At 54.9% G+C, this 19,909-nt stretch carries 21 protein-coding genes, 2 tRNA genes and 1 pseudogene; 5 read left to right on the plus strand and 19 right to left on the minus strand.

The window, feature by feature from the left end; translation table 11 throughout:
• Positions 1-76: 76 nt before the first annotated feature.
• The 11 genes from GO984_RS21950 to GO984_RS23435 form a co-directional block, all read right to left on the minus strand.
• Positions 77-151 (minus strand) — tRNA-Phe (locus tag GO984_RS21950).
• Between the two features lie 81 nt (positions 152-232).
• Entirely contained in the window at positions 233-415 is a 183-nt protein-coding gene (locus tag GO984_RS21955; RefSeq protein ID WP_157024694.1) for a DNA gyrase inhibitor YacG, read from the minus strand.
• The gene (locus GO984_RS21960; protein ID WP_157024695.1) at positions 412-1,446 is read right to left on the minus strand and encodes a ribonuclease E/G; all 1,035 of its coding nucleotides are present in this window, start codon (positions 1,444-1,446) and stop codon (positions 412-414) included. The genes GO984_RS21955 and GO984_RS21960 overlap by 4 nt, the downstream gene beginning before the upstream one ends.
• Positions 1,443-2,024 carry a Maf family protein gene (locus GO984_RS21965; RefSeq protein WP_157024696.1) on the minus strand — a complete coding sequence of 194 codons (582 nt, stop codon included), beginning with the start codon at positions 2,022-2,024 and terminating at the stop codon, positions 1,443-1,445. The genes GO984_RS21960 and GO984_RS21965 overlap by 4 nt, the downstream gene beginning before the upstream one ends.
• Before the next feature lie 186 nt (positions 2,025-2,210).
• Complete coding sequence (gene infA / locus GO984_RS21970; protein ID WP_005978431.1) at positions 2,211-2,429, minus strand: translation initiation factor IF-1; 219 nt, start codon at positions 2,427-2,429, stop codon at positions 2,211-2,213.
• 840 nt (positions 2,430-3,269) lie between these two features.
• On the minus strand, positions 3,270-3,728 hold the full coding sequence (locus GO984_RS21975; RefSeq protein ID WP_138163756.1) for an arsenate-mycothiol transferase ArsC: 459 nt from the start codon (positions 3,726-3,728) through the stop codon (positions 3,270-3,272).
• Between the two features lie 3 nt (positions 3,729-3,731).
• The gene (locus GO984_RS21980) at positions 3,732-4,211 is read right to left on the minus strand and encodes a UPF0262 family protein (protein WP_157024697.1); all 480 of its coding nucleotides are present in this window, start codon (positions 4,209-4,211) and stop codon (positions 3,732-3,734) included.
• Between the two features lie 341 nt (positions 4,212-4,552).
• The gene (gene hisD, locus GO984_RS21985) at positions 4,553-5,854 is read right to left on the minus strand and encodes a histidinol dehydrogenase (protein ID WP_157024698.1); all 1,302 of its coding nucleotides are present in this window, start codon (positions 5,852-5,854) and stop codon (positions 4,553-4,555) included.
• A gap of 62 nt (positions 5,855-5,916) precedes the next feature.
• Positions 5,917-6,393: a DUF2948 family protein gene (locus GO984_RS21990; RefSeq protein WP_138163753.1), complete on the minus strand. Its 477-nt coding sequence runs from the start codon at positions 6,391-6,393 to the stop codon at positions 5,917-5,919.
• Positions 6,393-7,661, minus strand: coding sequence for a UDP-N-acetylglucosamine 1-carboxyvinyltransferase (murA, locus tag GO984_RS21995; RefSeq protein ID WP_157024699.1), 1,269 nt, complete (start codon positions 7,659-7,661; stop codon positions 6,393-6,395). Before murA ends, GO984_RS21990 begins: the two co-directional genes overlap by 1 nt.
• Positions 7,662-7,667: 6 nt before the next feature.
• A complete protein-coding gene (locus GO984_RS23435) occupies positions 7,668-7,829 on the minus strand; it encodes a hypothetical protein (protein WP_167740472.1) in 162 nt (53 codons plus the stop codon).
• Positions 7,830-8,034: 205 nt separating this feature from the next.
• Here GO984_RS23435 and GO984_RS22000 point away from each other — a divergent pair.
• Positions 8,035-8,109 (plus strand) — tRNA-Thr (locus GO984_RS22000).
• A 192-nt stretch (positions 8,110-8,301) separates the two neighbouring features.
• On the opposite strand, the gene GO984_RS22005 is transcribed toward GO984_RS22000, so the two are convergent.
• The 4 genes from GO984_RS22005 to GO984_RS22020 all read right to left on the minus strand — a co-directional run bounded on the left by GO984_RS22005 (position 8,302) and on the right by GO984_RS22020 (position 12,545).
• Positions 8,302-9,411: an ABC transporter ATP-binding protein gene (locus GO984_RS22005; RefSeq protein ID WP_157024700.1), complete on the minus strand. Its 1,110-nt coding sequence runs from the start codon at positions 9,409-9,411 to the stop codon at positions 8,302-8,304.
• Between the two features lie 10 nt (positions 9,412-9,421).
• Positions 9,422-10,309, minus strand: a complete 888-nt coding sequence (locus GO984_RS22010; RefSeq protein ID WP_157024701.1) for a carbohydrate ABC transporter permease — start codon at positions 10,307-10,309, stop codon at positions 9,422-9,424.
• A complete protein-coding gene (locus GO984_RS22015; RefSeq protein WP_245231211.1) occupies positions 10,302-11,198 on the minus strand; it encodes a carbohydrate ABC transporter permease in 897 nt (298 codons plus the stop codon). The genes GO984_RS22010 and GO984_RS22015 overlap by 8 nt, the downstream gene beginning before the upstream one ends.
• Before the next feature lie 90 nt (positions 11,199-11,288).
• On the minus strand, positions 11,289-12,545 hold the full coding sequence (locus tag GO984_RS22020) for an ABC transporter substrate-binding protein (RefSeq protein WP_157024703.1): 1,257 nt from the start codon (positions 12,543-12,545) through the stop codon (positions 11,289-11,291).
• Between the two features lie 172 nt (positions 12,546-12,717).
• On the opposite strand from GO984_RS22020, the gene GO984_RS22025 reads away from it, so the two are divergent.
• Together GO984_RS22025 and GO984_RS22030 are read left to right on the plus strand one after the other, a co-directional pair.
• Positions 12,718-13,461, plus strand: coding sequence for a response regulator (locus GO984_RS22025; protein WP_157024704.1), 744 nt, complete (start codon positions 12,718-12,720; stop codon positions 13,459-13,461).
• Positions 13,458-14,879, plus strand: coding sequence for a sensor histidine kinase (locus tag GO984_RS22030; RefSeq protein WP_157024705.1), 1,422 nt, complete (start codon positions 13,458-13,460; stop codon positions 14,877-14,879). The genes GO984_RS22025 and GO984_RS22030 overlap by 4 nt, the downstream gene beginning before the upstream one ends.
• Positions 14,880-14,884: 5 nt before the next feature.
• Here GO984_RS22030 and GO984_RS22035 read toward each other — a convergent pair whose 3' ends face one another.
• From GO984_RS22035 to GO984_RS22045, 3 genes are all read right to left on the minus strand, one after another.
• Entirely contained in the window at positions 14,885-15,400 is a 516-nt protein-coding gene (locus tag GO984_RS22035; RefSeq protein ID WP_157024706.1) for a DUF2478 domain-containing protein, read from the minus strand.
• 103 nt (positions 15,401-15,503) lie between these two features.
• Positions 15,504-16,436: a 4-hydroxyproline epimerase gene (locus GO984_RS22040; RefSeq protein ID WP_167740473.1), complete on the minus strand. Its 933-nt coding sequence runs from the start codon at positions 16,434-16,436 to the stop codon at positions 15,504-15,506.
• A complete protein-coding gene (locus tag GO984_RS22045; protein WP_157024708.1) occupies positions 16,427-17,386 on the minus strand; it encodes a dihydrodipicolinate synthase family protein in 960 nt (319 codons plus the stop codon). The genes GO984_RS22040 and GO984_RS22045 overlap by 10 nt, the downstream gene beginning before the upstream one ends.
• Before the next feature lie 148 nt (positions 17,387-17,534).
• Between GO984_RS22045 and GO984_RS22050 the strand changes: the two genes are divergently transcribed.
• Together GO984_RS22050 and GO984_RS23720 are read left to right on the plus strand one after the other, a co-directional pair.
• On the plus strand, positions 17,535-18,191 hold the full coding sequence (locus GO984_RS22050; RefSeq protein ID WP_157024709.1) for a GntR family transcriptional regulator: 657 nt from the start codon (positions 17,535-17,537) through the stop codon (positions 18,189-18,191).
• Between the two features lie 72 nt (positions 18,192-18,263).
• A pseudogene (locus GO984_RS23720) lies at positions 18,264-18,788 on the plus strand (IS5 family transposase); the annotation flags it as partial.
• 202 nt (positions 18,789-18,990) lie between these two features.
• On the opposite strand, the gene GO984_RS22060 reads toward GO984_RS23720, so the two are convergent.
• Positions 18,991-19,299: a hypothetical protein gene (locus tag GO984_RS22060; RefSeq protein ID WP_157024710.1), complete on the minus strand. Its 309-nt coding sequence runs from the start codon at positions 19,297-19,299 to the stop codon at positions 18,991-18,993.
• Positions 19,300-19,909 lie beyond the last annotated feature (610 nt).

The following is a 19,909-nucleotide window of genomic DNA, read 5'->3' on the forward strand; positions in this document are numbered from 1 at the left end:
TCGGACATCTCGTTCGAGATTTTCGATAGAAACTAAAGTATTATAGGATGTATTAGTCCACAACTGGAAGATATTGTGGTGCCCAGGGGCGGAATCGAACCACCGACACGAGGATTTTCAATCCACTGCTCTACCCCTGAGCTACCCGGGCACGGGAAGGCTTATCGCCTTGGGTGTGGGCCTTCTATGACGTCGAGGTCACAGTGTCCAGAGGCATTTTTCAAGAAAACTACTAATGTTTGGTTTGAGTATTTCGGTCTGCTTCTTCCAATGCTTTTTCAAGATCTTCGGGGTCCTGGCTCGGCACTGAATATGAACCGCTCAACCATTTTCCCAAGTCGATATCAGCACAGCGCTTGCTACAAAACGGGCGGTAGGTCGCAACGGTTTCTTTATCGCAGATTGGGCAGCTCATGACAGCAACTCGCTCAGTAAATTTGTCAATGTTGCCCGACCGCGTTTGCGCTGCAGCTCATAATGCCCTAGCGGAGTCCAGCCCACCAACAATGTCTCTTCGGTGTCAGCACGAAATGCGGCGCGCAGCGCAGTTTCAAAGGCACGTCTGTCCTTTTTCGGCATGGGAGCCAGGTCCAGTACGATCTGACCGCCCAACCCACGCAGCCGCAGGGCGCGCGGCAGGGCCTTAGCACAGGCCATATTGGCCTTAACGCCAGCCGCCAGTGATACATCAGCGCCCGTGTTCACATCCACCGCGACCAGGGCCCGGGTGGGTTCGACAAACAAAAAGGCGCCGCCTGACATCGGCTCGCGAATATCACGCACAACTTCCAGCGCTTCCAGCACACCATGGTGTTCAAATCCGCCAGGCTCGCGTTCAATCTCGGCCGCTTCTGACCAGTCACGCCAGGCCAGCAGATGCGGCGTATCCCCTTCGGTCAACGCCTGTGGCTCGGTGCCTTGATCCGCCATCACGGCAGCAGCCATATCCGCCATGGCCGAAATATCGTCGGCAATTTCATCTGCATCAGCGCCATCGCAAGCCGAACGCAGAATCAACCCATGTTCACTATCACCCATAGTCTCATGTGCCACTTCCAGAAGCCGGTTGCGCTCGTCCTCGTCGCGGATCGAGCGCGAGATGTTCAATCCCGGCGCCTCAGGGGTGACAATGGCATATCGGCTTTTAAACAGGATCTTTTGGGTGACCGGGATAGCCTTGCCATCTTCGGCATAGCCCGTAACCTGGACCAACAGCATTTGACCCGGGGCCAACCCCTTAACCTGACGTAAAAATGCTGGGCCATCCGGCGTGCTCAGGAACATTCCCCCCTGCCCTTTGACCGGACGATCAGCGCGGGCCCGGTAAATGGTCCCTGGCGTAGGTAAATCGCTTTCGATCAGAACATCGTCCAGCTTGCCATTCACAATCAGCGCCGCAGCTTCACGGCCCTTTACGTGGTCAAGAATGATAGTACGGCCCTTCATGCGGCGGCCTCCTTATGAACTGAATATCCCGCGACTTGCAGCAGGTTTGCGGTTTCGGCCAATGGCAGGCCGACGATGCCTGTAAACGAACCACTGATCCAGGGGATCAGAGCGCCTGCCGGCCCCTGAATGGCATAGCCACCCGCCTTGCCCTGCCAGTCATTACTGGCAAGGTACGCATTGAGTTCAAGATCAGACAGCCGTTTCATCCGCACCTGGGACACCACGTCCTTTTGCCAGATTTTGTCTCCGCGGCGCAGCGATAGTGCTGTGATCACCCGGTGCCGACGACCAGACAGGGCCAGCAGGAATTCTGCGGCTTCACCAGCATCAGCAGGCTTGCCCAAAATTCTGCGGCCCAGCGCTACAGTCGTATCCGCACACAGAATCAGGTCATCGCTGTCAGCCCGGACCGCCAACACCTTTTCATGCGCAATGCGATTACAGTAGTCCCGTGGTAGTTCGGCTTTCTTCGGGGTTTCATCGATATCAGGAGGCCGCACATCATCAGGGGTAATCCCCAATTGCGCCAAAAGCTCCAGCCGCCGTGGACTGCCCGATCCCAAAATGAATGCCATCACTGACCCTTTTGCCTTTGTGAGCCTGCTTACATCTCAGCAGATACTTATCAGAAGTCACCAGTCAAACCGGGCAATCTTCTTTTGATAGAATGCCTCAGTTAGAGGCCTTGGCCTTGCAATACAAAGCCGAATGACAAAAGCCCGGCGGGTAAGCCGGGCTTTGATCGTCAATCAGGATCGCGCTTACTTAAAGCGATAGTTGATCCGTCCCTTGGTCAGGTCATAAGGAGTCATCTCCACCTGAACCTTGTCGCCAGCCAGAACGCGGATGCGGTTTTTGCGCATCTTGCCTGCCGTGTGTGCGATGATCTCATGGCCGTTTTCCAGCTCGACCCGAAACGTCGCATTGGGCAAGAGTTCCTTCACGACACCGGGAAATTCGAGCGTATCTTCCTTGGCCATGTTCTCTCCATTTTTGGTTATCCCCGCCTATATGCGGGATGTGCGCTTAAATGGGGGCTTTTGCCCTGATTTTCAAGGGTGCAATCGCTGCTGGGGGCTAAATGTGACCGATTTCACCCGCTCTCGCTGCGCACCCCGTTAACAGAGGTTCAGAACCAGCCCAATTGCGCGCGCATACGAAACATCTGCAAGGCGAATTACAGCCAAAGCCCACTTCGGTATGGTTAAGCTATGCTCAACCTGCCCCTGCCTGAGTGAACCCGGTGACAAAGGGGCCAAACCTGAAATCCATACTGACGCTTACTCCAACATACACAACCATTCCATTGAGCCAACAAACGAGGCCATAATATTCAACACTGGTGTTTCAGAACCAAAGTCCTTGCGCCAGTCCGCTCACATCGGAAACATGCTGAACCATTCACCTCACATTAAATAGTTGTTTTTTAACAACCCACTACATCAAATCAAATCACTTGGACGCAATAGATCTTCAATATAACGCTCGAGTTCACACCCCAAATCTCACACTGTGAACAATCCAAGAATTGCTATTCCAAAGCACATTGTCGCCATGTGACAGCGCGTAAGCTCAGCCCAATTGACTACCGCAGAGCAGTGGCGCCATCTCCATCGAGGTCTACACAGGAACCATCGAACCGCGTCCCCAACCAAAGATGCCAGCATCCCAAGAAACAGCTTGGCCGTCATATTGTTCCAACCAACACAACAGGTAGGTGAACTTACCGCCATGTCGCGCCCCTTGTTACGGGCATGCAGGAGGTTCTAAGGCAAATCTCTGACCGTACACGATGATCGCGACATCAGCGAATCAGCAGCCTATTGCTTTTGAGTTGGCGCACCCCAGCGTTTAGTCAGATGTTGGATGATCTGGTCACGGGATTGGCGATAGCTAGCCAGCTTTGCTTCACGACCTTCGCCCAAGCCAGTTGGGTCCATAATTGGCCAGTACTCAACATCCAAATGAAAAAACCTGGTCAACTCCAATGCTCGGCGCTGGCTGGCAGGAGACAAGGCGACAACCAGATCAAACGACGAGAGATCATCACCCCAGCGCTCCATCTCATCAAAGGAGCGCGAACGATGACGCGACAATTCAACGCCGATCTCCTGACAAACTGAGATGGAAAACCCATCAATTTCCATGTCGGTCTTAACCCCAGCCGACTGCACATATGTACCGGTGCCGTAGAATTTTTTCATAATGCCCTCGGCCATAGGGGAGCGCACCGAGTTATGGTCACAACAAAACAATACCGATTGTGGCAACTCGCTCAACCGTCAGCCTCCGAAATGCAGCACACAGATCAACGTAAACAAACGTCGGGCAGTGTCGGTATCAATCTCTGCTTTACCTGCCAACCGCTCTTGCAACACACGACTGCCTTCGTTGTGAATGCCGCGGCGCGCCATATCGATCGTTTCGATTTGGCTCGGCGGTAGCGTTTTGACGGCTGTGAAATAGCTTTCGCAAATCTGGTAGTAATCTTTAACCACCTGTCGAAACGGTGACAGCGACAGATGAAATTCCGCTGCTTTACCGCCGTTCTCGGTTGCAACATCAAAAACCAATCGCTTATCACGAATTGCTAGTCCCAGATGGTAAGGACCCGGCGGCAGGTCGCGATCATCCCGTAACGGCAACGCAAAGGAGTTTTCCTCGATCAGGTCAAAAATCGCCACCCTGCGTTCCTGCTCAATCTCAGGCGTCGGCGGAGGCAGATTACGATCGTCCAACTCGATGTGGCTAATGCGGCTCATTCTTTTTTGTCTCACTGCACGTATGCTTTGCCTCAGAGGTATCTCAAGCCGCCAACGGGGGCAATGCGCAGCGTTTAAACAAATGACAAGCAGGCATCATCGGCAAAGTACCGCAAAAAAGCCTTTATGCCTCCGGCGGGGATATTTTGAGCTAGATGAAGTAACGGATTCTTAACTATACCCGCCAAGCCTGACGAGGCGGTACAGGCGGGGACGCCGATGACCGCGCTGGGTGAAACTTCCTGGACATTCCAGGAAGCGGATCCCTTATTCATCTAGCCCTAAATATCCCGGGGTGAATTGACCGAAGGTCAAGTGGGGCAGAGCCCCACCTTTTCCACTCAATCGTTCAGCGCGTCCAACCGTGCCCGTACAGACAATCCATGTGCTTCCAGGCTTTCACTAATCGCCAGAGCCTCAGCCGCAGGCCCAATCGCGCGCAGGGCGGCTGGGGTCATCTGGCTAAGAGTGGTGCGCTTGAGGAAATCCATCACCGATAGCCCGGACGAAAATCGCGCCGAGCGCGCAGTGGGCAGCACATGGTTGGGACCACCAACATAGTCGCCAATCGCCTCGGGGGTATATTGCCCAAGAAAAATAGCGCCGGCATGCACTGTCTTTTGGCTATACATCTCTGGATCAGCCACGCAGAGTTCCAGATGTTCGGGGGCTATGCGGTTGGACAATGCGGCAGCCTGATCCAGATCAGCCACGGTGATCACTGCACCAAAATCGCGCCAGCTGGGGCCAGCTATGGCGCGCCGTTGCAGCGTTTCGAGCCGTTTCTCAACCGCATCAGCCACTGCACGACCAAATTCCGCATTGTCTGTAATCAGGATCGACTGGGCGCTTTCGTCGTGTTCAGCCTGGCTCAGCAGGTCGAGCGCGATCCAGTCCGGGTTGTTATCTTTGTCAGCAATCACCAGAATTTCGGAAGGACCGGCGATCATATCGATACCCACCTTACCAAACACCCGCCGTTTCGCCGCCGCAACAAAGGCGTTGCCGGGGCCTGTGATTTTATCCACAGGAGCGATGCTTTCAGTCCCATACGCCAGTGCTGCGATCGCCTGCGCACCGCCGATACGGTAGACCTCATCCACGCCAGCGATCCGGGCCGCCAGTAAAACCAGTGGATTGATCTGACCATCCGGTGTTGGAACCGTAATTGCCAACCGCGGCACGCCTGCAACTTTGGCTGGAATGGCGTTCATCAACACCGAAGAGGGATAGGTGGCCAGGCCACCCGGCACATAAAGACCAGCAGCAGACACCGGCGACCAACGCCAACCCAGGGTCGCACCGGCCTCGTCCTTCCAACTGTCGTCCGCTGGCATCTGTCGCTCATGATAGGCGCGGATACGTTCAGCAGCCAATTCCAATGCTGCACGATCATCTGCGGACACCTGAGCAATGGCCCTGTCAATTTCCTCTGCCGAGAATGCCATCCCATTGGCCGTCAAATCCAGACGATCAAACTTCGAGGTCAGCTCAAGCACTGCGGCATCACCCCGCGCGCGGACATCAGCGATGATATCCGCGACGACCACATCAACATCGGGGCTGTCTTCTCGCTTAGCCCCCAGCAGTGCTGCAAACTTGGTTTCAAAATCAGGCGCGGTGGCATCAAGAAACTGCGGCATCGGGCTCTCCTTTGAGCGCTGAATAGCCGGGCACGCAGGCAGGCTCAAGCAAATTGGGTTGGTTAGTCCCCATGTCCCGGAGCCTTGCCCGAGGGGGCCTGATACGGGCGGGTAACATCGCGTAGTGTGACGCCAAGCGCTTCGACCGACAAACGCAGCACACCATCACCCGCCAGTGTCAGCAATACATGCCCAGTGCCATCTTCGCCGGGTTCAAAGCTCACATCCAAGAGCGACAGAATGATGTCCCGATCGCTACGATCGACTCCCTGCGATGCCACCGACAACACATTGTCGATGACAAGCAAGGACTGAACGCGTTCATAGGCGCGGCCACGAGCTTTGGCAGCGTCACTGTCTTCCCAACGGAACCGGTTCAACAGCAGTGCAAAACGGAACTGCTTTGCCTCCCAGCGCATTTCGGTGACCGGGAACACCGCATCCTGCGTCAGTGACGAGATAACTTGCAGGTCCTCACCTGTCAGTGCGCCAAGGTTCAACGGTGCTTCGCCGCCCTCTTCAAATGTTGCGTCGGCCATTATTGTCCCTTGATCCGTTCAATTTTTGCGCCAACACCTGAAAGCTTGCCCACCACATGCTCATAGCCGCGATCCAGATGATAAACCCGGCTGACCACAGTTTCACCCTCAGCAGCCAAGCCAGCCAGGATGAGAGACACCGAAGCCCGTAGGTCGGTTGCCATCACGGGGGCGCCTTTCAATCGGTCTACGCCGGTCACTGTGGCAGTCCCACCATGCACATCAATCTGTGCGCCCATCCGGATCAACTCAGGAGCATGCATGAACCGGTTCTCAAAAATTTTCTCTTCCAGCACCGAGGTGCCATTAGCGGTGCACAGCAATGCCATCATCTGAGCCTGCAGATCGGTTGGGAAACCGGGGAAGGGTTCGGTGACAACATCTACGGCGCTAATCCGACCATTGCGGCGCGCAACTTTCAGACCTTTGTCAGTTTCCTCGACCGAGATCCCAGCGGCGTCCAGCTTTTCGCAGAATGCACCTACCAGATTTAGGCGACCTCCCAGCAGCTCAACCTCGCCGCCGCAAATAGCTGGCGCCAGCATATAGGTGCCCAGCTCAATCCGGTCTGTAACAACAGGGTGCGTCGCCCCGTGCAGCCGGTCAACACCCTGAACGGTAATGGTTGATGTACCATCGCCGTCAATCTGGGCGCCCATTTTACGCAGGCAATCCGCCAGATCCACAATTTCCGGTTCACGCGCAGCGTTGTTGATAACCGTGGTGCCCTTGGCCAAGGTCGCCGCCATCAGTACGTTTTCGGTGGCCCCGACTGAGACCAGAGGAAAATCAACGGTTCCGCCCTTTAGCCCACCGGGGGCCTTTGCGTGGACATAGCCATCTTTTAGCTCCAGTTCGGCGCCCAGCGCTTCTAGTGCTTTTAGGTGCAAATCAACCGGCCGGGCGCCAATGGCACAGCCACCGGGCAACGACACAACCGCATGTCCGTCCCGCGCCAGCATCGGCCCCAGAACCAGAATCGACGCACGCATTTTGCGCACGATGTCATAGTCAGCAGTATGATTGTTGATATCGTGGCTGGACATCGCCAGCACCTGGCCGTCCTGAAGGCTGGTAACTTCGGCACCCAGCGACTGCAGCAGCTCGGTCATGGTTTTAATATCGCTAAGCCGTGGCGCATTGGTCAGCGTAAGCGGCTCTTCGCTGAGCAGCGTTGCCGGCATCAGCGTTAAGCAGGCGTTTTTTGCCCCTGCAATCGGAATTTGGCCGTTCAGCTCGCCGCCGCCACTTACCAGTATCGAATCCATCTGCCGTTATCCTTCTGACTTGCCTGTCTGTTTATTATCGGCACCTGTGCCTGATCGCGCCTTTGCCTGAGCCTTGCGCCGGGCCATATTGGCCTTCAACGCAGCCTTTAGCCGGTCTTCGCGTGCAGGGGAATTATTGCCGCTTTTGGGTGTTTTCTTATCTGCCATAAACCCTGTGTAACTCAGTCTGAAAAAACCGTCCAGATTACCCTTGCACAGTTCTTCGATTGCCCCTAAAAGCCCCCTCACCGGCGCTGCTGCAGCCCAGAGAGAGTTCTTTCTGATGCAAAGCAAGTTCGGTTGGTTAGGTTGCCGAACGACACGGGGTTTTCCAGTCCCACAGGCCACCTGATAAGATGCTGGAAAACGGTGCGCTGTGGTAGCTCAGTGGTAGAGCACACCCTTGGTAAGGGTGAGGTCTGGAGTTCAATCCTCCATCACAGCACCATTTCTATTTAGCTACAGCAAATAGTCGACTTGATAGCAATCTCGTCTGTTGGGCCACGGCCCCATTGAAGCTGTTGGTACCTACCAGCAGCTCCATCAGTCTCACAGGCAAACAGGCATCTCAGCGCACTGCTGAAATGCCTGTCTTAGGTGACAATCAAAACCCGTTTTGCGACCTCTGGTCAGGTGCGTCTCAATCCAGCCGCAGCCCTGATTCGGGGTCGAACAAACAAGCGCGTTCGGTTTCGATAGTGAAATCCATCGTGCCCTCAAGGATCTTGGTATAGCCCGAAGTGCCGCGCGCCAGCACTTCTTGGTTGTTCCAGTTCAAAACGCAGAGTGTATCCGCACCGGTGGCTTCGGTGACGTCGATTTCACACTGTACGCATTGACCGGCATCTGTGGTTCCCTGACTGATCATCTCAGGCCGCAACCCCATCACAACCTTTCGCCCGACATAGCCATCTAACCGCGCAGTATGGGCGCTGAGATCCAGCAAGACGGGCTTATCAGCACCGTCCGCGCGCAGGGTGACCCATGCCGCCGGACCCGCCTCTCCTGCCTCGACAGTGATGTCGAGAAAATTCATCGGTGGAGACCCAACCAGACCGGCAACAAACATATTGGCGGGGTGTTCATAGATTTCAGCCGGAGAGGCCAGTTGCTGGACCTCACCATCTTTCAGGATGGCGATACGATCTGCCAGTGTAAGCGCCTCGATCTGGTCATGGGTGACATAGACCATGGTGGCATTCAGCCGCTTGTGCAGGCGTTTGATTTCGGTGCGCATCTCTAACCGTAGCTTGGCATCGAGATTCGAGAGCGGTTCATCGAACAGGAAAACTTCAGGATCACGCACCAACGCCCGCCCCATCGCCACCCGCTGGCGCTGCCCGCCAGACAGTTGCGCCGGTTTACGATCTAACAGATGATCCATGCGCAGAGTCTTCGCGACCTGCTCTACCCGAAGGGCGCGCTCGGCCTTAGGCACACCGCGCATTTCCAGACCAAAGGCAATATTCTGCCCCACCGTCATCGTCGGGTATAGCGCGTAGGATTGGAACACCATGGCGATATCACGGTCTTTGGGATGTACGTCATTGACCACCCGATCCCCAATCATGATCTCACCTTCGGTCAGGTCTTCCAACCCGGCGATCATGTTCAAGAGAGTGGACTTCCCGCAGCCCGATGCGCCAAGCAGCACCAGGAATTCGCCGTCGCGAAGGTCGATAGACACGCCCTTCAGGACCTCAACATTACCGTAGCGTTTGACTGCATTTTTGATTGTCAGAGATGCCATTGTTATTTCCTCATCCTTTGACGGAACCTGCGGTCAGCCCGCGCACAAAATAGCGGCCCGCAAAGATGTATACGAGAAGGGTCGGCGCGGCTGTGATCAGCGCGGCGGCCATATCGACGTTGTATTGTTTGACCCCGGTGGTGGTGTTGACCAGATTGTTCATCGCCACTGTGATGGGCTGCGCCCCGCCGGTGGTAAAGCTGGCTCCAAACAGGAAGTCATTCCAGATTTGGGTGAACTGCCAGATCACTGACACCACGATAATCGGCGGTGACAACGGCAGGATGATACGGTGAAAGATTGTAAAGAACCCTGCCCCATCAATGGTCGCCGCACGGACCAGCTCATCCGGAATGGTGACATAGTAGTTGCGGAAAAACAGCGTGGTGAAGGCAAGACCATAGACCGAGTGAACAAGGATCAACCCGTAGACCGTGTTGGTGATGCCAATTTTGCCCAGTGTCTGCGCCATCGGCAGGATCACCACCTGAAACGGTACAAAGCAGCCAAACAGGATCAGCGCAAACACCAGATTGGCGCCTTTGAACTTCCATTTGGTTAGCGCGTATCCAGTCAGTGCGCCCAGCAAGGTCGACACCACCACTCCGGGCAGCGCCATCGACACCGAGTTCCAGAAGTAAGGCTTTAGTCCGGTGCATTCGACACCGATACAGGCCTCGGACCAGGCATGACGCCAGGCTGAAAAGTTTAGCTCATGTGGCAGCGCCAGCAGCGAACCGCCGCGGATCTCATCCAGATCCTTCAGCGATGTGCCCACCACCACATAGGCCGGCAACAGGAACCAAATCGCAAAGACAATCAGCACAAACCACAGTAACACGCGCAAGATTAGCGCAGACCAGGGACGCGGGGCAGAGTAACGGGCAGCATCAGACATGTTTTTTCCCCCGCAGTTCGGAATACAGATAAGGCACCATGATCGCGGCAACTGTCGCCAGCATCACCATGGCCGAGGCTGCACCAACGGCGATTTCGTTCCGCCGAAAGGTCATTTCGTACATGAAGTTTGCCGGCAGGGTTGAGGCATAGCCCGGTCCACCTCCGGTGAGGGCCACCACCAGGTCAAAGCTCTTGATGGCCAGATGGGACAGGATCACCATCGCGCTCATGAAGACCGGCCGCATCGATGGCAGAATAATGCGCAGATAGATCCGCCAAGGGGACGCGCCGTCCAGACTGGCGGCTTTGATAATGTCCTGATCAACACTGCGCAGCGCCGACAGAAACAGCGCCATCGCAAATCCCGAGGCTTGCCAGACTGCTGCCATCACCAGTGCGTAGATAGCCAGATTATTGTCGACGGTCCAACCAAAGCGGAAACTCTCCCAGCCCCAGTCGCGGATCACTTTTTCCAGCCCCAGTGACGGGTTCATGATCCATTTCCAGGCGGTACCTGTAATGATGAACGAGATCGCCATCGGGTACAGGTAGATGGTGCGGATAAAGCCTTCAGCACGGATTTTTTGGTCCAGCAACACGGCCAGCAGGCAACCAACGATGACTGAAACAAAAACAAACAAAAAGCCAAAGATGAACAGGTTCTCGATCGCTACAGACCAGCGGTCCATTTGGAACAGCCGTTCATAGGGCCGTGTACCTATCAGGGTGTAGTTAGGCAGCATCTTGGATTTGGTCAGCGAGATATAGCCGGTCCAGATGATGAAACCGTAGACAAAGTAGAGGATCGCGGCAAAGCCGGGGGCAACCACAATTTGTGGCAAAGCGCGGGCAATGCGGTCGATGAATTTGACAGGCGGACGGGTCAACACAATCGAACTCCGGCTGAATGTGGGGGAATAAAGTGGATGTGCGGCCCGGTCATGCAGGCCGCACATGGATCAGGTCATACCGCCAGATTACTGGGCCAGCTTGATCGCTTTGACCAGCTGGTCTACCGCATCCTGCGAGGACATATCCGAGTTGAAATGTGCTGTTGCAACATCAATGAACGCACCACGAACCGCACCGGCTTGGGCAATCTCATGCGCCATCGACCCCAGCAGTGTACCACCTTCGGCAGCAGCAACCATGTCGTCCATCGACTTGATCGCACAGTCGTCGAATTCGGCGCGTGGAACATCGGTCCGTGCCGGGATTGATCCCTTGAACAGGTTGAATGTTTCCTGGAACTCAGTGCCCAGGATCAACTCTGCCAGCACGGCCTGACCTTCAACGTTGTCATCGCCAGAAACATTGAACATGGCAAAGCTATCCGAGTTCAGCAGGTAACCGTTGTCAGAAGGTGTCGATGCACAAACGTAGTCCACTCCGGGAACCTTGCCCGCTGCGGCAAACTCACCTTTGGCCCAGTCGCCCATGATCTGCATCGCAGCTTCACCGCGCATAACCATGGCCGTTGCCAGGTTCCAGTCGCGGCCGGGGAAGTCGGGATCAACATAGCCACGCATTTTGCGCATCTGGTCAAACACCGCAATCATAGTGTCTGAACCCAGCGCATCCATGTCTAGCTCAACCAGTGCTTTGCGGTAGAAGTCGGTTCCACCAATGCCGAGCACAACAGTTTCGAACACAGTGGCATCCTGCCAAGGCTGTCCACCATGGGCCAATGGAATGATTCCGGCCGCTTGCAATTTGTCTGCGGTCTCGTTGAACTCTTCCCAAGTGGTCGGCACCTCGGCACCCACTTTTGCCAGCACTTCTGGGTTGGCCCAAATCCAGTCAACCCGGTGAACGTTCACTGGTACGGCGACATATTTGCCTTCGTACTTGACGATGTTTTGGATCGCTTCGGGCAGAACCTTGTCCCAGTCTTGGGCAGTAGCAACAGCTGTCAGATCACCCAGCGCGCCGGCTTCGGCCCATTCCTGGATGTTTGGACCCTTGATCTGCACCGCGGCAGGTGGATCACCGGCCAGTACGCGCGCCCGCAGAACAGCGGCTTGGGCGTCACCGCCGCCACCAGCCACAGGGGCATCAACCCATTCACCACCGCGCGCGGCAAAGGCTTCCTGCAGAGCCTGAACAGCTTTGGCTTCGCCACCAGAGGTCCAGTAGTGCAAGACTTCAGCTTTTGGTTCAGCCAAAGCAGGCGCCGCTGCAGTGACAGCAATCATTGAAACGGCGCCACAAAGCGCCCGTGCGAATGTCTTCATGATATCCTCCCAGATATACGATTGGTGCCATGCCTGTTCGGCTGGCCCTGCCTAACTGTAGAACGGGCCGTAGCATTTCCCTTGTGTTGAATTGTTGCGTTTTGTTGCCAAAGCCTTGGAAATACAGCCCCCGGTGATACAAAACGTTACAAATGTCGCGCCGTCTTGGCCTATGATGACCACAGAACCTCCTTTGGGAAAGACCACGATATTGAGCCATGTTCACATCATTGAGGACGACAGCGAGATTTCCAGCCTGCTGTCGACCTATCTGACCGCACGTGGATTTGACTGTACTGTGTCCGGGTCGGTGGAACAGGCTCAAAAGCGCCCACCTGACACGTTTGATATTTTTATCGTCGACGTCATGTTGCCCGGTGACGACGGATTGAGCTTTTGTCGCTGGCTGCGGGAACGCTCCGAACTGCCAGTGATCATCCTGTCCGCCGTCAAAGGTGACACCGAACGGATTATCGGCATTGAGCTGGGCGCGGATGACTATCTGGAGAAACCATTCAACCCGCGCGAACTGCTGGCGCGGATGAACGCTCTTTTGCGCCGCGCCAAGGGGGATGCAGCATCCGCACCTGCAGCTGGGCAAATTTGTTTCTCTGGCTGGGCGCTGGATTTTGACCGCCAAAAGCTACACAGCCCCGATGCCCAGTTGGTGCCCCTGAGTTCGACTGAGTACCAACTTATGACAGCGATGATTTCGGCGGCACCAGCCCCGGTCACCCGCGAGGACATCGCCCGGCACGTTTTAGGCGTTGAAATCGGTCCCGAAGACCGCCGGGTCGATATTCTGATCAGTCGTTTGCGCAAAAAGCTGATGGCAGTGGACAGTACGGCCGACTTTATCCGCACCGTGCGCAACAAAGGGTATTTGTTCTGCGCTGAAATCAACGGAAAATCATGAACGTGCCGCATCCGGCCCAATGGGCGCTGTCACTGCTTCCACAGGCCCTGGCGCAGAGGCTCCCACTACTGGTGATCGCGTCGTTTCTCATGGGGGGGCTAGTTGCAACCTGGACGTCGTACAATCTTTTTGAGCGCCGCGCCGCGTTACATTCGGCTGAGACCTCCGGAGGGGAACTACAGCAAATTATTCAGGCTGCTCATTTTGTCGACACGCAGCAAGACACCCCACCGTATCTCTGGAGCAAGACAACCGGTTTTGCTGCCGATAGCGACGCCCATACAGTGCCTTTGATCCTGACCCTTGGTGCTGTTCGCTACCGGGCAGCGGTTGTATTCGACCAGCGCCCCAAACGGCCCGATCTGCTGCGCGCGGGCGCCGTGTCGCAATCAGCCTCTGGTCGCTTGGGGGAGCTCTCAAAAGGGATCTCACGACAGGACGGCAAGGCCACTCTGGTTCTGTTTCTGCGCGATGGCGAAGCTCTGACCATCACAGCGCCTGATCTGTGGCGGGACCGTTTGGGTGAAACAACTGTGGCCCTGATTGGCATTGCAGCGTTTATCGGCGTTATCATGGCAATCCTGCCCTTAGCCCTAAACCTTGCGGCGCCCTTTCAAACCTTAACCTCCAAGAACCGCGAACCACTGACATCTCTGGCCTCTTCCGAGGCCCAGATGGCCCGTGACCACATCGTTCGCCTGAAAGAAAGGTTTGCCATCGAACAAGACAAACGGGTGCGGGGCTTGGCGGCGATTTCGCACGACCTGCGCACTCCGGTAACCCGTTTACGTTTGCGCACAGAGCTCCTGCCTGAAGACATTACACGCGACAAGTTCACTGCCGACCTGGACGAAATTTCCAGCATCGTTGATGGCGCACTCGATCTGCTCAGCATCCGCCATCAGGCTGAAACCAGTCACCGGTTTTCACTGGCGGCCTTGTTGGAAAGCCTGGTTGACGACTACCGCGACACCGGCCGCGATGTCAGCTTTCATTGGCCCGAAGCACTGGACCTGCCCTCGGTCCCATCGATTTTTGGCCACAGCGGCCATGTCACCGTCCGCGCCAGTGGCGAAAGCATGATGCGGGGGCAGCCCGACAAGCTGCGCCGGGCGCTGTCCAACCTGATTGACAACGGATTGAAATATGGTGGTGAAGTCACAGTATCGATTGCATCACCCAAGGCCGACCTGTTGCAGGTCGAAGTTCGCGACCACGGTCCTGGCATTGCTGCTGACAGGCTAGAATCTGTACTGATGCCCTTTGTCCGCGGTCATGGTCATGGCGCTGGCGATGGTGTCGGGTTGGGGCTCTCAATTACTCATGAGATTGCCGAATTACACGGCGGCGAACTCACGCTTGAAGATGCCAAACCGGGTCTGCGTGCAATTCTACGGGTCAAACGTGGGTTATCCTAACCCCTTCAAGATGCCTTGAGACAAGCCGTACGGCACCAGTTCAGAATGGCCTCAGAATTGGCAGGCACGAGTTCTGCCAGTCCACCCGCAAAGGAATCGAAATCATCTCGACTGCCGCGCCCCACCCCTACCAAAACGGGTACGTTGCGCTCCAGCGCGCCTCCGATTGCGGCGCAAAAACCCCGTCCTGCGGCTTCTTCTGGTCCGAACTTGTTCAGCACAAAAAGGTCGGTTTCCAGATCTGCCCGCGCCTCGACCTCTGCCACCGCACTGGTAAGGGCAGTGGGATCCAGTCGGCACCCCTGCGCTTCTTTGCCAAGCGACTGAGTAATCCGAATATCAGGACCATCGGGCAAGACCTGCACCACCATATCGCAATGGTGCTGGCCGGGGACATCGGGTTGCTGAACCTTGGAAATCCCCGCCAGTCGCAGGTTTTCAACCTGCAACACGGCCACTGCCTCAGATATTAGTCTATCAGTTTCACCACGCCCTTCGGCGCTAACGACTGCAATTTTCATCTCGGACTCACCCCCATACCATCTGCCGATTTACGGCAAACTACCCAAATTCCCCCTATTCTGTTTGATAGGGATCAAACTTAAGAAGCTTTGCGATGAAGAGTCAGCCACGAATACCCAATGCATAGGGATCTTGTGGATCAAACACCAATTCCGACTGCGCGGTGACATAGGCTTCGCCGGTCACAGTTGGAATCACCCCACCATTTGGACCCGCCCAGTAGCTCACCAAATAAGTACTGCCGATAATACTTTCTTGGCGCCAGTCCTGACCAGGGGTGAGCAGGCCATCAGCCGCAAGGCAGGCGAGTTTGGCCGATGTCCCAGTGCCGCAGGGCGAGCGGTCATAAGCCCCACCGGGGCACAGCACAAAATTACGACCATGGCCGCCGGCTGATTGTGCTGGCCCAGTGAATTCTACGTGGTCAATCCATGCACCATCGGCTCCGGTAATCCCCGCTGTGGCCAGCGCGTCCCGCACTTGTTGAGCTGCTGCGCTGAGCTGAACAACATTTTCAAGGTTTAAGGCCACCGGCGTATCTGCTGTGAGGAAAAACCAGTTTCCACCCCAGGCTACATCTCCGGTGACAGTGCCAAGTCTAGGCACCTCAACCGACACATCCTTGTGCAGACGATAACTTTCGACATTCACAACCGAAGCCCGGTGCATATCGTGCAGCTCGACCTCGACCCGCCCCACGGGCGTTTCAAAAAGATGGGTTCCGGGCAGAATTCGCCCGATATGCGCCAACGAAACCGCCGTCCCAATTGTCGCGTGGCCACACATGCCCAAATTGCCCACCGGGTTGAAGTAGATCACCCCGGCAACACATTCTGGATCTGTGGGCGGCACCAGTAACGCCCCAACCATAGCGTCATGACCCCGAGGTTCCAGCAGCACCGAAGCACACAGGTCTTTGTGCTCCTCCTGCAATCGCCGGGCACGATCTGCCAACGACCCATCGCCCAGATCCGGTCCACCGCTCAGGATCAGTCGAGTTGGCTCGCCGCCGGTGTGGCTATCAATTACGCGCACTGGAATGCATTTCCGGGCAGCGCACTCCAGTCGGCATACCAGCTGCGAAACAGGGAATACTGTGTCTCAACATAGTTACGCTGGCTGCCGGACAGCGCGTCGGATTGGTAGAAATGCAGACGGTATTCCTCGTCCCCGTTCAGAACCATCAAATGTTTGTAGTACAACACCAGATCTGCACCCTCATCAAACGAGGACAAGACTCCAAGCGCTTCTTCCAATTCGCGCGCTCTGACGCGGGCCATTGCGTCACCCTTGGCCGCCTGTTGGCACAGTGACACCAGATGCAAGACTTCTCGTGGCAGGGCATTGCCGATACCGGTGATGGCACCGCCTGCGCCGCAGTTGACAAACCCATGATAAACATTGGTATCGACACCAATCATCAGGGTAACGCTATCATCCTGTGAGGTGATGTTTTCTGCCGCGTACCGCAGATCATCAGAGCCACCAAATTCTTTAAATCCAACCAAATTGGCGTGATCTTGGCGCAGATCGAAGAACAAATCAGCCCGAGTAGCAAAACCATAGTAAGGACTGTTGTAGATCACCGCCGGTAAGTCTGGCGCAGCGTTAAGAATACCGGCAAAGTGGGCCCGCTGGGCAGCACTGGATGATCCACGTGACAAAACCCGCGGGATAACCATTAACCCCTGTGCGCCAACCTTGGCAGCATGGGCAGCATGGGCGACTGCCGACGCCGAGTTCACCGCACCTGTGCCAACAATTGTGGGAACTCCAGCCGCTACAAGACGTGCGACGCCTTCCATCCGCTGCTCATCTGTCAGCAAAGGCCAGTCGCCCATCGACCCACAGTACACCACTGCTGACATACCGGTTGCCACCAACTCCTGCCCTTTGCGTACCAAGGCATCAAAGTCGGGCTGACGATCCGCTGTGCAGGGTGTCATAAGGGCTGGAATGCAGCCAGAAAAAATAGTGTTGCTCATTATGAGTTCCTTACTGCGGCGACCCGGTGCGGGCCCGGTTACGGTTGAATGCCATGTAATGTATTTTGGATCCAATTTTCAAGCTGAGAAATCCGACATCTTCCTTCGCGTTGCCTTGACTGATATACAGCCATCAGGGAGACTACGCATGGCCTTGAAATTCGAAGGTATTTCCAAATCAACTTCTGCAGCAACCACTATTTACGATGCCCTGCGCAAGGCCATCATTGAAGGTGAGTTAGAAGTAGGTGAACCACTGCGCCAGGACGAAATGGCGAAATTGTTCAACACCAGTCGGATCCCGGTCCGCGAGGCCCTTTCAAGGCTGGAGGAGCACGGCCTGGTCAAAACCAGACGCTACAAAGGCGCAGTCGTGTGTGGGTTATCTGCTGACGAGGCCACTGGAATTTTCGATTTCAGGGCCCTGATTGAACCAGAAGTCATGCGCCGTGCAGTTCCCAAAATGTCGCGTGAACTGCTTCAGCAAGCCCGCGGGTACTGTGAAGCGTTTTCACAATCCACAGAACCATTGCACTGGGGTGATTTGAATCGTGACTTTCATTCAACTCTCTATGGCGTCAGCGGGCTGGCCTACCATTTGGAAGTGGTCGACAATGCCATGGACCGGGTTGACCGCTACTTGCGTGCGCAACTGGTGCTGAGCAATGGCATTGATCGTGCAAACATTGAACATTTCGGTATTATGGAAGCCTGCGAAAAGGGCGATGCTGATCTGGCTGCAAAACGAACGTTCGACCACATCGAAGGCGCAAAAAACTCGCTACTTCACGGCATCTCTACCTAGTACGTAGGATTTACTAATCCGGCTTAGATCATCAGGTCAGCGTGGTTCAAGCCTCAGAACTGCGGGGGTCCTATGAGCAATCTTTACTGGCTTAACGAAGACCAATTGATGCGGCTTCGGTCCTACTTTCCAAAAAGCCAAGGCATACCAAAGGTTGATGCTCGGCGTATCTCAAGTGGAAAATGTATTCATTAACCGCAACGGTTTACACTGGTGTGATGCGCCCAAGGAGTGCGGACCATCCAAGACGCTCTACAACCGTTGGAAGCGGTGGAGCGATATCGGAATATTTGCCCGGATTATGAAGGAGCTTGCCGATTAAGCTCCAGACAACAAAACCATTTCAATCGACGCGACCCATCTCAAAGCCCACCGGACAGCTTCCAGATTGTCGGTCAAACAGGGGGACTTGGACGTCTGATGAGGCGCAACAAAGGCGGCATGAACACAAATTTGCATGCAATAGCCGACACAATAGCTCGACCAGTTTGGTTTTTCACGACCGCCGGTCAAGTGGGCGATTATTCTGGAGCGAGAGCTCTTCTGGGTCGCCTACCAGCTGCCAACTGGCTACTCGGGGATCGTGGCTATGGCGCCAGTTCAGCTTTTTCAAAGCCGTAATTTCCGTAATTCAAGTTGCCTGTTACATGGCCAACCCTATTCCCGGCAACAACATCAACAAAAATTTGATCCGCTGAAAAACTGCTTCGCCTTCCACCTCTGCCACCCCAAGGCTCGTGGAGCCCTCAATTTCTCCATTATTTTTAATACTAACTTCGGAACTAATCCCAAGATTACGCTAGTACTCATTCGTCGTCGCCATATAAATTTTACACGCATCCTCAGCCGCTTCAATTTCGATAGATGTATTTTGGTATGCCAAACTCGCAATATCGATAGCAGCAACACATCCATGCCAATCAATTCCATGGACGGAGCGCTCTAAGTAGTTAATTTGCACCGACAGAGCTCTGCCGTTACCCAATTGCGCAACCACTCGCGCTAGGGAAGAGTTTTCATCAACCTGTCCCTTCGTTGCCTCTATCACTTGACTTGCCAATTTTGGGAGGGTTCCAAAATCCTTTTCGGAGTCAAAAAAACAATCCATGCGTCTGCCTCATTCGGTGGAAACCAATCAGACGTAGACAGAACAACCTGTTCAGAAAGATCCACTTTGCTCAAAGTGTCTAGAAATGACTGGGGAGGATGGTTCACCATGACTTTTATTTGTTCTGCAGCCACATATGAAGGCAGCAATACAGAGGTCAAAAGGGCGCAAAAATAGCATACCGCTTTGCCAAATAGTTTTCGTTCGGCTTTTCCTTTCATTTTTGTGCTTTTGTTATCCATATATTTCTTTTGACTAAGGCTAGAGTTTTCTCACCCGCGTTTTCGTTTTGACATATCCGCATTCTATCAAGGCCACGTTTCGCCGATCCACCCTCGAACCCCTACATATCCAGCATTGAAGGTATTCTTCTTCCACCTTTCAACGGGCTACCCACTTGGAATGCTCCTCCGGTTGCGGCTCCGCAACACTCCGACTTGTCCCCATTTGGTTCTAGGTAGTTTTGCAGCGGGCGGTGTGGAACGCCGAAAGCCCCGCTGGTGCGGGGTTTATGGTGTTGAACTGTCAGTATTTTTGTTTTCTGGCGTAGGATTTGAACCTACGATCTTCAGGTTATGAGCCTGATGAGGTGAGGAGGTTTAGCAATTGA

Origin of the sequence: Parasedimentitalea huanghaiensis (assembly GCF_009753675.1) — a bacterium.
Lineage (GTDB): Bacteria > Pseudomonadota > Alphaproteobacteria > Rhodobacterales > Rhodobacteraceae > Parasedimentitalea > Parasedimentitalea huanghaiensis.